Below are 14,608 nucleotides of genomic sequence, written 5' to 3' on the forward strand. Positions count from 1 at the left end.
CGAGCCCGGTCGGCGGGGCGCTGTCGTTCGGTGCCGTGGCCTGGCGGTAGCCTGCTCGCCATGGGCGTGTTGATTGCGGTCGAGGGCCTCGACGGCGCCGGGAAGCGGACGCTGATCGACAGTGTCGTCGCGAACCTGCGCGCGCGGGGCCTGCGCGCGGAAACACTCGCGTTTCCGCGCTATGACCGGTCCGTGCACGCGGATCTCGCCGCCGAGGCGTTGCGTGGCGGCCATGGCGATCTCGCCGATTCGGTGCACGGCATGGCGCTGATGTTCGCACTCGATCGGGCCGCGGCGCGCGACGACCTGTCGAAGCTGTTGGCCGACAACGACATCGTGATCCTGGACCGCTACGTGGCCTCCAATGCCGCGTATTCGGCTGCGCGCCTGCATCAGTCGGCCGACGGCGAAATCGTGCGCTGGGTGGGCGAATTGGAGTTCGGCCGGTTCGAGTTGCCGGTGCCGACGCTGCAGTTGTTGCTGGACGTGCCGACCGAGGTCGCGGCCGAGCGTGCCCGGCTGCGTGGCGAACTCGACGACAGTCGCGCACTCGATGCCTACGAGCGCGACGGCGGACTACAGCGACGCACCGGCGAGGTGTACCGTGAGCTGGCCGAACGGGACTGGTACGGGCCGTGGTCGAGATACCGATCCGATGACGATCCGGCGACGCTGACTACTCGTTTGGTCGAAATTGTTGCCGGATAAGGTTGGATGTGCGGCGGGATTGCACCAGTGTTGGCGTGGCGGCCCGTTCCGAGCGCGAGAGATGACAACATAGTACTTATGAAGCCGAAGATTCTGGTCGTCGACGACGATATGGCACTCGCTGAGATGCTGACGATCGTCTTGCGCGGGGAAGGGTTCGACCCGCATGTGGTCGGCGACGGCACGCAGGCGCTGGCGGCGGTTCGGGAGATTCGTCCCGATCTGGTGCTGCTCGACCTGATGCTGCCGGGCATGAACGGTATCGACGTGTGCCGGGTGCTGCGAGCCGACTCGGGAGTTCCGATCGTGATGCTCACGGCGAAGACCGATACGGTCGACGTCGTGCTCGGTCTGGAGTCCGGTGCCGACGATTACATCGTCAAACCCTTCAAGCCGAAGGAACTCGTCGCCCGCGTGCGTGCGCGCCTGCGGCGCACCGAGGAGGAGCCGGCCGAGCTGCTCTCCATCGCCGATATCGTCATCGATGTGCCCGCGCACAAGGTGACCCGCGGCGGTGCGCAGATCTCGCTGACACCGCTGGAGTTCGATCTGCTCGTCGCGCTGGCCCGCAAACCGCGTCAGGTCTTCACCCGTGAGGTCCTGCTCGAGCAGGTCTGGGGCTACCGGCACGCGGCCGACACTCGCCTGGTGAACGTGCACGTGCAGCGGTTGCGGGCGAAGGTGGAGAAGGATCCCGAGAATCCGGAGATCGTGCTGACCGTCCGCGGTGTGGGCTACAAGGCCGGACCACCGTGAGCGAGCGCAGCGAGCGAACCAAGGACACAGCGTTCGCGAGAACGGCGCAGCCGAGCGCCAGCGAGGCGAAGCCGTGATCGGTGGCGACGCGGATCGTTCGACCGCCTCGCCCGGTGTGGTGCAGCGCCTCGAACGGTCCCTCGCGCCGGTGGTCGCCTGGCTCAAGGAAGTCGGCAGCGCACTCGGCCATGTTTGGCGGCGTTCGCTGCAATTGCGCGTCATCGTGTCCACACTCACCCTGTCGCTGATCGTCATCACGATCCTCGGCGTGGTGCTGACCAGTCAGATCACCGATCGGCTGATCGACGCGAAGATCAACGGCGCGGTCGAGGAGATGGATCGCGCCCGCAATACGGTGGAGAGCCAGCTCGCCGGTGTGCACGATATCGGCACCCAGCAGCAGCGGCTCATCGATGCCCGCAATGCGCTGTCCAACCGCGGCGGGACCGGCCAATCCACCGGTGTCGCAGGCAGTTTCGATTCCGCGCTGAGCATTGTCGGCGGTACCCCGCAGCAGCAGATCTCGACCGGGCCGATCCAGGAGGTGCCCGAGGAACTGCGCCGCTTCGTCGCGCGCAACCAGGTCAGCTACCAGTTCGCCACGGTCGCGGATCCGGACGGCTATCACGGCCGGGCGCTGATCATCGGCAGCCCGAGCGCAGAGATTCCGACACTGCAGATCTACCTGATCTTCCCGCTGGTCAATGAGGAGCGCAGCCTGTCACTGATGCGCGGCACCATGTTGATCGGCGGCGTCGTGCTGCTGGTGCTGTTGGCCGCGATCACCGCACTGGTCACCCGGCAGGTGGTGCTGCCGATCCGGTCGGCCGCGCGGATCGCGGGCCGCTTCGCCGACGGCAGGCTCAAGGAACGCATGCTGGTGCGCGGCGAGGACGATATGGCGCGGCTGGCTCAGGCCTTCAACGAGATGGCCGAGAGCCTGTCCAACCAGATCAACGAGTTGGCGGAATTCGGAAATCTGCAGCGTCGCTTCACCTCCGATGTCAGCCACGAGCTGCGCACCCCGCTGACCACCGTCCGCATGGCCGCCGACCTGATCCACGGCAGCAGCGACGATCTCGATCCGGCGCTGGCCCGCAGCTCGGAGTTGCTGGTGACCGAACTCGACCGCTTCGAGGGTCTGCTCAACGATCTGCTCGAGATCAGCCGTCACGACGCCGGGGTGGCCGAACTGCAGGTCGAATCGCTCGACGTGCGGATGTGCGCGCGGGCGGCGATCTCCACCGTGCGGCATCTGGCCAAGGAATCCGGTGTCGAGGTGGTCATCGATATGCCGGAGGAGCCGCTGGTCGCCGAGGTCGATCCGCGGCGGGTGGAGCGGGTGCTGCGCAATCTGCTGGCCAATGCGATCGACCACAGCGAGGGCAAACCGGTGCTGATCCGGATGCGCGGCGATCTGGAGGCCAATGCGGTCGCGGTGATCGTGCGCGATCAGGGTGTCGGCCTGCGGCCCGGTGAGGAGAAGTTGGTCTTCAATCGATTCTGGCGTTCGGACCCGTCGCGGATGCGGCGTTCCGGCGGCACCGGACTCGGTCTGTCGATCAGCGTCGAGGATGCCAATCTGCACGAGGGCAAGCTCGAGGCGTGGGGCGAAATCGGTATCGGCGCGACCTTCCGCCTCACCCTGCCGCTGGTGCGCGGCAAGAAGATGGGCGCCAGCCCACTGCCGCTGGAACCGGTGCTGCGCAAGGCATTGCCCGCGCCGCGGGTGGATCCGGAACCGGTCGGGGATCCGGCCGCCGACGAGTCGGAAGCCGAAGCCACGGTCACCGAGTTGCCGGTGATCCGCGTCGAGACCAACGGTGGCGAAGCGCTCCCGGGTGGATCCGCGGATACGACGGACACCGATGCGGCGGACGCGAAGGACTCGAACGGTGTCGGTTCGATCGGACCCACCAATGGCACGGGACCGGAGACCGAGCAAACCGAATCCACCGAACCGAAGCAGGCCGGGCACAGCGTGCCGGGTGACGGCGGGGACGTACAGTCATGAGGATGCGTAGCTGGTATCCGAGGCGCACCTCGCTCCGGCTGTCCGCGCTCGGTGCGGCGGCCGTAGCTGCGCTGATGGTGCTCACCGGATGCGCGAGCCTGCCGGAATCCTCCGCACCGCAGGCGCTCGGCACCATCAATCGCCAGCCCACCTCCGACGGTCCGCCACCGCCCATCGGCGGTCGCGATCCGGACCTGTTGCTCCGCGATTTCCTGCAGGCCACCGCGGATCCGGCCAACCGGCACCTGGCCGCACGGCAGTACATGACACCGTCGGCGTCGGCGCAGTGGGATGACACGGCGGGCACGCTGATCGTGGACAGGGCCGATACCCTGCGCGAATCGCGCTCGGGCGATAAGGCGACCTATGTGATCCGGGCGCACAAGGTCGGCGAACTGGCCGCCGACGGCGCCTATCGGGCGATCGACGCGCCCTTGGAAAACAAGATCGAAATGACCAAGGTCGACGGCGAGTGGCGCATCGATGAGCTGCCCGACGGCGTGGTGATGGAGCAGACCGCCTTCGCCAAGTCCTACCGCCGCTACGTCCTGTACTTCATCGACCCGACCGGCACCACCGCCGTCCCAGATCTGCGCTGGATCTCGGTGGCCAAGAACCAGCTGGCCCAGCGCCTGCTCAGCCTGCTGGCCGAGGGCACCCAGCCCGCGCTCACCTCGGTCGTGCGCAATCAACTCGCACCACCGGTGACCCTGCGCGGCCCGATCACTAGGCCGAACAATGACGACAACGACGTCGGTGTCGGGCTCGGCGGCGTGCGCATCGATTTCGCCGGCGCCTCCGGGTTGTCCCCGCGCGATAAAGAACTCCTCGCCGGACAGGTGGTACTCACGCTGGCGGGTGCGGAAATTCTCGGACCGTACATGCTGCTCGCCGACGGCAAACCGTTCGACGATCGCTTCGCCGCCAACGGCTGGTCGGTCGCCGATGTCGAACAGCTGAGCCCAGCTGTCTACGCGCGCAACCAGATCGGGTTGCACGCGCTGCGCAACGGCTCGCTGGTGCAGGTCACCGACGGCGGGATGATCACACCGCCCGGCTACTTCGGTGCGGTGAACAATCTGCAGTCGGTCGCCCTCTCCCCGGACGGTCAATTGGTGGCCGCGGTCGCCGACGCCGGACGTCCGCCGCCGGAGCCGCCGCGCACACTGATGGTCGGCAGCTACGGCGGCAACGCCTTCCCGGTCGCCGAGGGTTCCACCATCAGCCGACCGTCCTGGAATGCCGACGGCACCGCCGCCTGGGCCGTGATCGACGGCGAACGGGTCATCCGCGCCGTCAACGATCGCGCCACCGGAAACGTCTCGGTACAGGATGTGGACATCTCGGCCCTGCTGGCCTCGGCACAGGGATCGGCGCTGCGGCTGCCGATCACCGAGTTGCGGGTATCGCGCTCGGGTGTGCGCGCCGCGCTCATCGCCGACGGCAAGGTCTATGTCGCGGTGGTCGAACGACGCCCGGACGGCAAATACGCGCTCACCTCGCCGGTGCCGCTCGCGCTCTCACTCAGCACCCGCGCGGTTTCGTTGAGCTGGCTCACCGCGGACACCATCGTCATTGCCAGGGAGGGCAATGTCGATCCGCTCTCGACCGTCTCCATCGACGGATCCCAGTTCGCCCCGCAGACCAGCCAGAATCTGACCGCGCCGGTCCGGGTGGTCAGTGCTTCGCCGGAGACCGAGTACGTCGGCGACTCGCGTGCGGTGCTCCAACTGCAGTACAGCGAGCAGACCTCCGACCGGTTCTGGCGCGAGGTGCCTGGCCTCAACGGCGACAACTCGGTACCGGTACTGCCCGGCTGAGAAGTCGCCGCCGGTCCAGCGCTTTCGGACCCAGGGAGCTCACGTCGACAATCGACGGCTCCATCGGTAGCGTACTTCGTTGTCAGGAGTGGTGTAAATGGCTCTGCTGCAACGGAATCAGCGCATTGGCTGACTGAGCCCCATGTTGTGCGGCCGTGGGTTTGTGGCCGACTCGGTCGATGAAATCTGTCGGTGGGTGGGCGCAGACTCGGGCGATGCGAACCCTGTTGGATCTGATCCTGGCGACGGCCTGTGCCGGATGCGGTGTGGCGGGTGCCGGCTGGTGTGTGGACTGTGCGGCCACCCTGGCCGGGCCGCCGATGCGGGTGCGGCCGCGCGCCGATCCGGATGTGCCGTGCTGGGCGCTGGCGCCGTATGCGGGCCCAGCGCGCCGGGTGGTGCTCGCGGCGAAGGAGCACGGGCGTCGCGATCTGGCCGAGCCGGTGGGGCTGGCACTTGCCTGTGCTCTGGCGCGACTGCGCGATGACGAGCGGTCGCTGGTATTGATCCCGGCACCGAGTCGGCGGGTGTCCGCGCGCCGCCGCGGCGGAGATCCGGTGGTGCGCACGACGCGGGCGGCGGCGCGGTGGCTGCCGGATAGCCGGGTGATACCGATGTTGCGGGTGTGGTGGGGTGTGCGCGATTCGGTGGGCTTGACAATCGGTGAGCGACAACACAATCTGCGCGGTCGGATCGTGGCCCGACCAGCCACCGGAGCCGGGGCCGAAATCGCGGCGAATGCCGAGGTCGTACTGGTCGACGATGTGCTCACGACCGGCGCTACGGCCCGCGAATCGGTGCGCGCACTCGACCGGATCGGGATACCGGTACGTGCCGTGCTGGTGACGTGTTCGGCTTGACTCCGGGAAATTTGCGTGAACAGTGGCGGACCTCGCGTTGACGTACTAGCGTCGCGATCACACACCCGAACCGGGAGTTTGGAGGTGGCGCCTCGGACATCATGTGCCGAGAGATTGTCTATCGGCACGGCTCATCCCGCCGCACGCACGCTGGTCTGTGCGGCCATATCCGGGAGGTACGCGTGACGACTTCTTCACGACCTTCAGTGAAAGACGCCCTCGCTGTGAAAGAAACACAGGCCTCGGTGCTCGATGACAGCACCTTGGATGCGACAGAGCAATCCACAGCGGACCGACCTCGCGCCCCGCGCGGCGATGTCGTGGTGAAGGGCCGCAATGTGGAGGTTCCCGACCATTTCCGAATTTACGTCGCGGAGAAACTCTCCCGTGTCGAACGCTTCGATCCTTCGATATTCATCTTCGATGTGGAGTTGTTCCACGAGCGCAATCGTCGTCAGCGTAAGGCCTGCCAGCGCGTCGAGATCACCGCGCGAGGCAAGGGCCCGGTCGTCCGGGCGGAGGCATGTGCGGACAGCTTCTATGCTGCCCTCGAATCGGTGACCGCGAAGTTGGAGAGCCGGCTGCGTCGGACCAAGGATCGCCGCCGCGTCCACTACGGGGACAAGACCCCGGTCTCGGTGGCCGAGGCGACCGCCGATCTGATCGATGACTCACTGTTCGCTCAGGCGGAGGGCGCCACCGCACACGAGCATCCCGAGGCCGAACGTAGCCGACACGAAACCGAGTCCCCGGATTACGCGGCAGGCCCCGGCCATATCGTACGAACCAAGGTCCATTCCGCGACCCCGATGTCGGTCGACGACGCCCTCTATCAGATGGAGCTCGTCGGGCACGACTTCTTCCTCTTCCAGGACAAAGAGACCGACCGACCGTCTGTCGTCTACCGTCGCCACGCATTCGACTACGGCCTGATCCGGCTCGCGTAGTACAGCGCTTCCCTGGTTCTCCGGGCATTCAGCGCGTCAGTTGAATGCCCGGAGAATCTTGTTGTTGTCTGTGTAACAACTGATTTCGTATGCACAGGGGTAACTCATCGGGGACGTCCAAACCTCAGCCAGGCTGTCGACCGCCGGTCCGCGACGGTGCTGCTGTGGCTACCGACGTCCGGCCTGAGGTTCGGGGAGGCGGGGGAGAAAAAGGTTCTGTGCAGCACGGAATCTCGGCGCTGCGGACGCATGGCCTGCAACATGACCAGGTCGGCGAAGGTTTCGGCATCACGTTCGCGGGCGGATGCGTAATCGCTGCGCCCGAGCACATAGGCAATGGACTCCGCGGAAATCGAGGGCAGTAGGTCCGCGAGGGCCGACATCGGTTGTGGCGCGGGGGTTTCGGTCCCCGATTCCGGTCCGTGGCCGAGCAGCATATGACCCAGTTCGTGGACGATGATGTGCTCGGCATGCCATTCGGTGGTGTCGGCGCCGTAGACGATGATGTCGCTGTCGCGCTTGGCAATCCACAGACCGCTGCCGGTGCCACAGCCGGTGCCCGCGAGCAATGCGGTGTCGACCGGTCGCAGGGTGATGGTGCGACCGCGGTGGTCGGCGACGGCATCGAGGTATGCGGTCAGATTCCACGGGGACGGTATCGGTACGTCCCGGGATACTTCCCGGAACCGGTTCTCCATACCCGGCATTCGTCGGCAATCTCCTACAGCGCTGCGGTCCCGCCCCATGCAACCGACGATGCTACCGACTGTTCGGAAACTGCCCGGTCTACGGTCGCTCGACCGGTTGATCCGCGCGGTGGATGAGCGCGGTCAGCGTGGTGAGATCGACGTCGGATCCGCGCAGCGCGATGCTGGCGACATTGGCATCGCGCATGGTGGCGAGCAATTCGAGTTCCCGATCGATCGCGGCCGCCGCCGCGCCGGTGGTGATCAGATAGTCCGCGCTCACGCCGAAGCACTGTGCGATGGCGCTGAGCAGTTCGGATCCGACCGGCGCCGAGTCGAATTCGCCGCGCCGCAACCGGTCGAGCTGATCCTGCGGGACGGTGCGGCCCAATTGCGCACCGACCTGTTCGGCCACCGCTGCTGTCGTGCGTTCGGGCTCCGACCGCGGGTGCACGGTCGCGAATAGTCGATTCACCTTGTGGCTGAGCGTCAGTCGCGCTCGGCTTGTCGCATCGTCGGTCATCTGTACTGCCCTCTACTGCTTGCCGTTTCGAATAGATGCCGCTCGGGGATCGGCTGCCAGCCAACGTGCGCGGAAGCGGCCCTCGGTGCCGGCGTCCACATCTTCCGCGCGTCCGGCCAGCCAGCGGCGATAGCGGCGTTCCTCGAGGTCGGCGGGGTCGCTGGACTCGGCGGGCACATCGAGCAGATGCGAGAACGCCATTGCGACCAGTGGATGCAGGGTTTTGCCCGGTCCGCCATTGCGTTCCAGCATTGCGGTGGCATAGCGCGCGGAGAGCCGGGAGACCACTGCGTTGAGTTCCGAAATAGCCGCCACCACATGGGGTTCGGTGGTCCGGCCGCGCTCGACCGCATCGTTGAGCCGACCCGCCGCCGCGAGCAGTCCGGTCAGGTCGGAGAGTTCGAAGCGGATCGAATCGGGTCCGGAGACGATCGACTCGTCGGTACCCGGGGTGTGCGTCGCGACCTCGTGCGTGGTCGGATCGCCGCCCGCATAGGTGCGCGCCGCGCTGCCGGGCAGCCAGCGCAGCGGCGCGTCGAGTTTGTTCAGCGTGTGCGTGCTGATGGTCGCATCGCCGTCTTCGATCTTGCGGATCGTCGGCGCCGAGGGCCCTCCCAGATCGCCGATTTGCATCTGGGTGAGGCCGAGTTCGTCCCGGCGTTCCTTGATGATTCGGCCGAAGCGCTTATGTCGCGACAGCTCCGAAGGGCTTTGCATAGTGAGCACCATGCTAGAGGTCCTTTGGTAGTAATGACAACTTCATAGAAAAAGTTTGAAAAACTAATAGAAAGATTGCTACTGTTTCCTCGCGCCGAGTGGTGTCGACGTCGACCTTGCGGGTTCCGGGACGAGCAGGGGCGTTCGCCGGGACAGGGCGCCGCTCATCCGCCTCCCGTGGCTTTGTTCGGTGCGGGGTGCCGCGACAGTGTCGTCGCGGGCCGGCGGTTGAGTGCCGGGTCCGCTTACGGGCGTGCCCGAGAGTTGCCGATGCGCTTGCGAAGTCGGGCGCAGCGGGACGGTTGAGAATGCCCGGCTCAGCGGCGATGGAGGGGATCGCTGAGCCGGGTACTCGCGGGTCTGGACCTCGAACTTACTTCCGAGTAAGTTTGTGGGGTAGATCTCTCGAGGAGGAAATTTCATGGCTACCAGTGCTGCTCGCCGTGCCGTCATCGTCTCCGGAGCGCGCACGCCATTCGTCAAGGCGTTCGGTGATTACACGCGGATGGATTCGATCGCGCTGGCCGATGCCGCGGTGCGTGGGCTGTTGGAGCGAACGGGTCTGCCCGGCGCGCAGGTGCAGGCAATCGTGTGGGGCGGGGTGATTCTGCCGAGCGCCGCACCGAATATCGCGCGGGAGATCGCACTGGATCTCGGTCTCGACCCCGGGTGCGAGGGGTACACGGTGACTCGGGCATGCGCCTCCGGACTCCAGGCGATCACGTCGGCGGTGGCGGCCATCGAGCGTGGCGAATACGACATCATGATCGCCGGCGGCAGCGATTCGACCAGTAATGCCGAGGTGAAGTTGCCGCAGAAGCTGGTGCACGTCGGCGCGCCGCTCGCATTGGGCAAGCCGAAACCGAAGGACTATCTGGCGGCGGCGCGTCAGCTCGCGCCCTTCACCGATCTGCTGCCCAGCCGACCGAAGATCGCCGAACGCACCACCGGCGAAGTGATGGGGGAATCGGCCGAGAAGATGGCCCGCATCCACGGGATCAGCCGCGCGGATCAGGATGAATTCGCCGCGCGCTCACACCACCGGGCCGCCGCGGCCATCGACTCGGGCCGCTTCGACGACGAGGTGCTGCGCGTGCGCACCCCCGAAGGCACGGAGGTCACGCGCGACGGACTGGTGCGCGCGAACGCCAGTGTCGAGAAGTTGGCGAAGCTGAGGCCGGTCTTCGCCCGCGACGGCAGCGTGACCGCGGGCAATGCCAGTCCGCTCACCGACGGCGCGGCCGCGGTACTACTGATGAGCGAGGAGCGGGCGCACGCCCTCGGCTACCGTCCGCTGGCCGCCTTCCGCTCCTGGAGCTACGTCAGTGTCGACCCGGCCGATCAGGTGCTGATCGGCCCGGCCATCTCCATGCCGCGCGCCCTCGACGAGGCCGGAATGTCGCTGGGAGATATCGATTTCGTCGATATCCACGAGGCATTCGCGGCCCAGACACTGTCCGTGCTCGCGGCCCTGAACAGCGACGAGTGGGCCAAGACCCGCCTCGATCGCGATAGCGCGGTCGGCGAGATCGAGATCGACAGGCTCAACGTGCACGGCGGTTCGGTGTCGCTCGGACATCCGTTCGGCGCGACCGGCGCACGCATGGTCACCACCATGGCAAACGAGCTGGCCCGCTCCGGCAAGAACGCCGCCCTACTCGGCATCTGCGCGGCGGGTGGCATCGGCGCGTCGGCCGTGCTGGAAGGCGTCTGATTGCCGCCTCCACCCCTGTTCCGCCGGATTCGACCATCGGGGCGAGGGGTGGGTTTCGCTAAGCGTGCTGCGGTGGATCCTGTTGTCCTGCACCGACTTCTCGGGGTCTTGCCGGTCCCGGAACGGTTCAGCGGTCTGTGGTTTGCCTTTAGCTCCCAGCCCACTCGACCGGCTGTGGTTGCGTTCTCGAGAGTTCGCCGAGCGTAGTCGAATGGTGGGTGGTGGGGTTTTGGGCCGCCGTCCGACTACCCGGGATGAGTCCGAAGCGCCACTTGACTGCGCTCGATCAGCTCAGGCGCGGAAGGTTTCGTGGTGGACTGCTTCGGTGAGGGGACGGCCGGTGCGCCAGGCGAAGCGTTCGAGGTCGGGTACGCGTTGGAATTCGTCTACCGGGCCGACGCACAGCCAGGCGACGGGGCGGATGCCGTCGGGTAGGCCGACGAGGTCGGTGAGGAATTCGGCGTCGTAGAACGAGACCCAGCCGACGCCGATCTGCTCGGCGGTGGCGGCCAGCCAGAGGTTCTGGATGGCGAGAACCGCCGAGTAGATGCCGGTTTCGGGGACGGTGGTGCGGCCGAGGACCTGCGGGCCGCCGCGGTCGTGGTCGTAGGTGACCACGATGCCGGTGCCGCTCTCGGTAATGCCCTCGATCTTGATCGGGTCGAAGGTCGCCGCCCGATCCGGCGGCAGTGCGTCGCGGAATTCGATCCGCTTCTGTGCGACGTGGTCGGCGAACTTCCGCAGCGTCGCATGCTCGCGCACCACGACGAAGTCCCACGGCTGCGAGTTGCCGACACTGGGCGCGCGATGTGCGGCATCGAGTATCCGCCACAGCGTCGCATCGTCGACGAGGTCACCGGTGAACTCGGCCCGTACATCCCGCCGCGTCCGGATGGCCTCGTAAACGCTCAGATCTTCAGCACACACACCCTCAGTCAACCAGCCGCAACCGGTGCTCCCGCCGAGGCCCAGGCGGATACCATGAGCCCGTCGCGCTCGGAGTGGCCGGCCCATCGAAAGACGAAGGCGCCCACGGACTTCCGTGGGCGCCCTCGGTGCGACTGTGCGTCAGGCGACGGAAACGGCCCGACGGGCGAACCGGCGGCGCCCATCCTTCAGCGCCGTGCGCAGCCCACGACGCTTACCGGTGGCCGGGTCGAAGCTCGGCATGGTGGAGCCGTCGAATTTGCGCTCCGAGGCGGTCTCGGGGGCGTCGTCGGCGGTTGCGCGCAGGTACTTGTTCGGCAGCGCCAGCTTCAGGATGGTGCGCCAGGACTTGAAGTACTGCACCGGAAGCGAGCCGGTGGTGTAGGGCAGGTCGTACTTCTCGGCCAGGGCGCGCACCCGGACCGCGATATCGGCGTAGCGGTTGCTCGGCAGATCCGGAAACAGGTGGTGTTCGATCTGGTGGCTCAGGTTGCCGGTCATGAAGTGCATGACCGGACCGCCGGATATATTGGCGCTGCCCAGCATCTGGCGCAGGTACCACTGGCCCTTGGATTCGCCGTCGATATCGGCCTTGGTGAATTTCTCCGCGCCGTCCGGGAAGTGGCCGCAGAAGATCACCGCATTGGTCCAGATATTGCGGATGATATTGGCGGTCAGGTTCGCGGTGAGCGTCGAGAAGAACGCGGGCCCGGTGAGCAGCGGGAACAGCAGGTAATCCTTACCGGCCTGCTTGCCGATCTTTACCAGCACCTCGCGGCGCTTGACCTCGAATGCGGCCCGCTCCGGCGAGCCCTCCTTCAACCGGTGCACCTTGCCGAGCTCGAGATGCTGGATCGCGACGCCGTATTCGAAGAACAGCTGCAGCACCAGATTGTAGACCGGATTGCCGATATTGAACGGCCTCCACCGCTGATCCCGGGTGACGCGCAGCAGGCCGTAGCCGATGTCGTCGTCCATGCCGAGCACATTGGTGTACTTGTGGTGCAGGTAGTTGTGCGTCTGCTTCCAGTGCTTGGACGGGCCGGTGTTATCCCATTCCCAGGTGCTGGAGTGGACTTCCGGATCGTTCATCCAGTCCCACTGCCCGTGCATGACGTTGTGCCCGATCTCCATATTCTCGATGATCTTGGCCGTGCTGAGCAGGGCAACACCGGCGAGCCAGGCGGGCGGCAGGAAACTGGCGAACAGCACCGTGCGGCCGCTGATCTCGAGCGCACGCTGCAGGCGGATGACATTGCGGATATACCGCGCGTCGCGATCACCGCGCGAGGACTCGATATCGCGCCGGATCGCGTCGAACTCCGCACCGAGTGCCTCTACATCGGCTTCGGTGAGGTGCGCGTATTCCTTGACATCCGAGATCGCCATGGCGGTTACAGTACCGTAAGTTACGAGACCGTAGGTTGCGAGGGCTGCCCAGGGGATGTGGCAAATCCCGCATTGCGAAAGCGGCTGGGAGATGCTATCTCATCGGCGGCGCCAGCCGCGAAGGATCGCTCGCTCGCGTATGGCCTTTCGCTGCAGTGTCGCCTTCTCCTGACGTGCCTTTTCCTGCAGCGCCAGCTTGGCCTCGTGCAGCACTTCCTTCTCGTGCCGAGCTTTTTCCCGCAACACCACCTTGGCCTCGTTGAGCGCCGAACGCAGGCCGCGACGCTTACCGGTCTCGGGGTCGACGGGCAGCCAGTGCGTCTCGTTCCACTTGTCGGCCCAGCGCTCGGCATTGGGCATCGACGGCATGGCGGGCAGTGAGACGCCGGCGAACTTGCGCTCCGAGGAGGTCTCCGGTGCGTCATCGGCGGTGCGCTTGAGGAAGCGGTCCGGCAGTGCGAGCTTGTGGATGGTCCGGAAGGCCAGCAGATACTGCTTGCCGAGCGAGCCGGTGGTGTAGGGCAGGTCGTACTTGTCGCACAGTTCGCGGACCCGCTCGGCGATTTCCGGATACCGGTTGCTCGGCAGGTCGGGGAACAGGTGATGTTCGATCTGGTAGCAGAGATTGCCGCTCATGAAGGCCATGGCGGGTCCGGCCTTGAAGTTGGCGCTGCCGAGCATCTGGCGCAGATACCATTCGCCGCTGGTCTCGCCCTCGAGCTGTTCGATGGTGAATTTCTCGGCGCCGTCGGGGAAGTGGCCGCAGAAGATCACCGCGTAAGCCCACAGGTTGCGTACCAGGTTGGCGGTCGCATTCGCCTTCAGCGTGGACTTGAACGCCGGTCCGGTGAGCGCCGGGTAGATCAGGAAGTCCTTGGCCACCTGACGGCCGATCTTGCGACCGAACTCTTTGTTCGGCTCCGACATCAGCTGTTTGGGCGGCGTGCCTGCGAGCTCTTTCTCGATGCTCCAGTCGTGCAGCGCGATACCCCATTCGAAGGTGGCCGCGAGCAGGATATTGGCCAGCGGCTGGATCAGGTGGATCGGCCGCCACTGCTCGTCGCGGGTCATCCGCAGGATGCCGAAGCCGAGGTCCTCGTCCTTGCCGAGCACATTGGTGTAGGTGTGGTGCGAATAGTTGTGCGCCCGCCGCCACTGCACCGACGGCCCGGTCATATCCCATTCCCACGTGCTGGAGTGGATTTCCGGATCGTTCATCCAGTCCCATTGCCCGTGGCTGATGTTGTGCCCGAGCTCCATATTCTCGATGATCTTGGCGACCGAGAGCAGAGCCGTCCCCGTCAGCCAGGCCCACCGGTTGCGGCTGCCGAACAGCACACCGCGCGCGAGCACTTCGAGCCCGCGCTGCGCCGCGATCGTGCGCCGGATGTACTTGGCGTCACGTTCGCCGCGGGACAACTCGACGGAGCGCCGGATGGAATCGAGTTCCTGCCCCAGTGTTTCGATGTCGGCCGCCGTGAGATGGGCGAACGCCTTGATATCGGTGATGGCCACCGGGGTCCTTTCCCTGACTGGATGTACCTCGA

At 66.1% G+C, this 14,608-nt stretch carries 13 protein-coding genes; 7 read left to right on the forward strand and 6 right to left on the reverse strand.

The features are described from left to right. The first annotated feature begins 60 nt into the window (after positions 1-60). The 6 genes from ACQPYR_RS08410 (at position 61) to hpf (ending at position 7,105) form a co-directional block, all read left to right on the forward strand. On the forward strand, positions 61-708 hold the full coding sequence (locus ACQPYR_RS08410; RefSeq protein WP_433629607.1) for a dTMP kinase: 648 nt from the start codon (positions 61-63) through the stop codon (positions 706-708). 78 nt (positions 709-786) lie between these two features. Then, a complete protein-coding gene (gene mtrA / locus ACQPYR_RS08415; protein WP_062984230.1) occupies positions 787-1,464 on the forward strand; it encodes an MtrAB system response regulator MtrA in 678 nt (225 codons plus the stop codon). Between the two features lie 118 nt (positions 1,465-1,582). Next, on the forward strand, positions 1,583-3,478 hold the full coding sequence (gene mtrB, locus ACQPYR_RS08420) for an MtrAB system histidine kinase MtrB (RefSeq protein ID WP_433635062.1): 1,896 nt from the start codon (positions 1,583-1,585) through the stop codon (positions 3,476-3,478). A gap of 2 nt (positions 3,479-3,480) precedes the next feature. Then, positions 3,481-5,298 (forward strand): MtrAB system accessory lipoprotein LpqB, encoded by a 1,818-nt coding sequence (gene lpqB / locus ACQPYR_RS08425; protein ID WP_433629609.1) that lies wholly within the window; start codon positions 3,481-3,483, stop codon positions 5,296-5,298. 215 nt (positions 5,299-5,513) lie between these two features. Further along, positions 5,514-6,158: a ComF family protein gene (locus tag ACQPYR_RS08430; protein WP_433629612.1), complete on the forward strand. Its 645-nt coding sequence runs from the start codon at positions 5,514-5,516 to the stop codon at positions 6,156-6,158. 245 nt (positions 6,159-6,403) lie between these two features. Next, positions 6,404-7,105, forward strand: a complete 702-nt coding sequence (gene hpf / locus ACQPYR_RS08435; protein ID WP_387297029.1) for a ribosome hibernation-promoting factor, HPF/YfiA family — start codon at positions 6,404-6,406, stop codon at positions 7,103-7,105. A 104-nt stretch (positions 7,106-7,209) separates the two neighbouring features. Here hpf and ACQPYR_RS08440 read toward each other — a convergent pair whose 3' ends face one another. The 3 genes from ACQPYR_RS08440 to ACQPYR_RS08450 form a co-directional block, all read right to left on the reverse strand. Further along, positions 7,210-7,812: a hypothetical protein gene (locus ACQPYR_RS08440; protein WP_433629615.1), complete on the reverse strand. Its 603-nt coding sequence runs from the start codon at positions 7,810-7,812 to the stop codon at positions 7,210-7,212. 79 nt (positions 7,813-7,891) lie between these two features. Next, positions 7,892-8,314 carry a hypothetical protein gene (locus ACQPYR_RS08445; RefSeq protein WP_433629618.1) on the reverse strand — a complete coding sequence of 141 codons (423 nt, stop codon included), beginning with the start codon at positions 8,312-8,314 and terminating at the stop codon, positions 7,892-7,894. Between the two features lie 12 nt (positions 8,315-8,326). Continuing rightward, entirely contained in the window at positions 8,327-9,031 is a 705-nt protein-coding gene (locus ACQPYR_RS08450; RefSeq protein WP_433629621.1) for a helix-turn-helix domain-containing protein, read from the reverse strand. A gap of 421 nt (positions 9,032-9,452) precedes the next feature. On the opposite strand from ACQPYR_RS08450, the gene ACQPYR_RS08455 reads away from it, so the two are divergent. Further along, complete coding sequence (locus ACQPYR_RS08455; RefSeq protein WP_433629624.1) at positions 9,453-10,745, forward strand: acetyl-CoA C-acyltransferase; 1,293 nt, start codon at positions 9,453-9,455, stop codon at positions 10,743-10,745. Between the two features lie 291 nt (positions 10,746-11,036). Here ACQPYR_RS08455 and bluB read toward each other — a convergent pair whose 3' ends face one another. From bluB to ACQPYR_RS08470, 3 genes are all read right to left on the reverse strand, one after another. Further along, entirely contained in the window at positions 11,037-11,657 is a 621-nt protein-coding gene (bluB, locus tag ACQPYR_RS08460) for a 5,6-dimethylbenzimidazole synthase (protein WP_433635063.1), read from the reverse strand. A gap of 156 nt (positions 11,658-11,813) precedes the next feature. Then, positions 11,814-13,061 (reverse strand): fatty acid desaturase family protein, encoded by a 1,248-nt coding sequence (locus tag ACQPYR_RS08465; RefSeq protein WP_433629627.1) that lies wholly within the window; start codon positions 13,059-13,061, stop codon positions 11,814-11,816. 99 nt (positions 13,062-13,160) lie between these two features. Beyond that, on the reverse strand, positions 13,161-14,576 hold the full coding sequence (locus ACQPYR_RS08470) for a fatty acid desaturase family protein (RefSeq protein ID WP_433629630.1): 1,416 nt from the start codon (positions 14,574-14,576) through the stop codon (positions 13,161-13,163). Positions 14,577-14,608 lie beyond the last annotated feature (32 nt).

The organism is Nocardia sp. CA-120079 (assembly GCF_050955745.1).
Lineage (GTDB): Bacteria > Actinomycetota > Actinomycetes > Mycobacteriales > Mycobacteriaceae > Nocardia.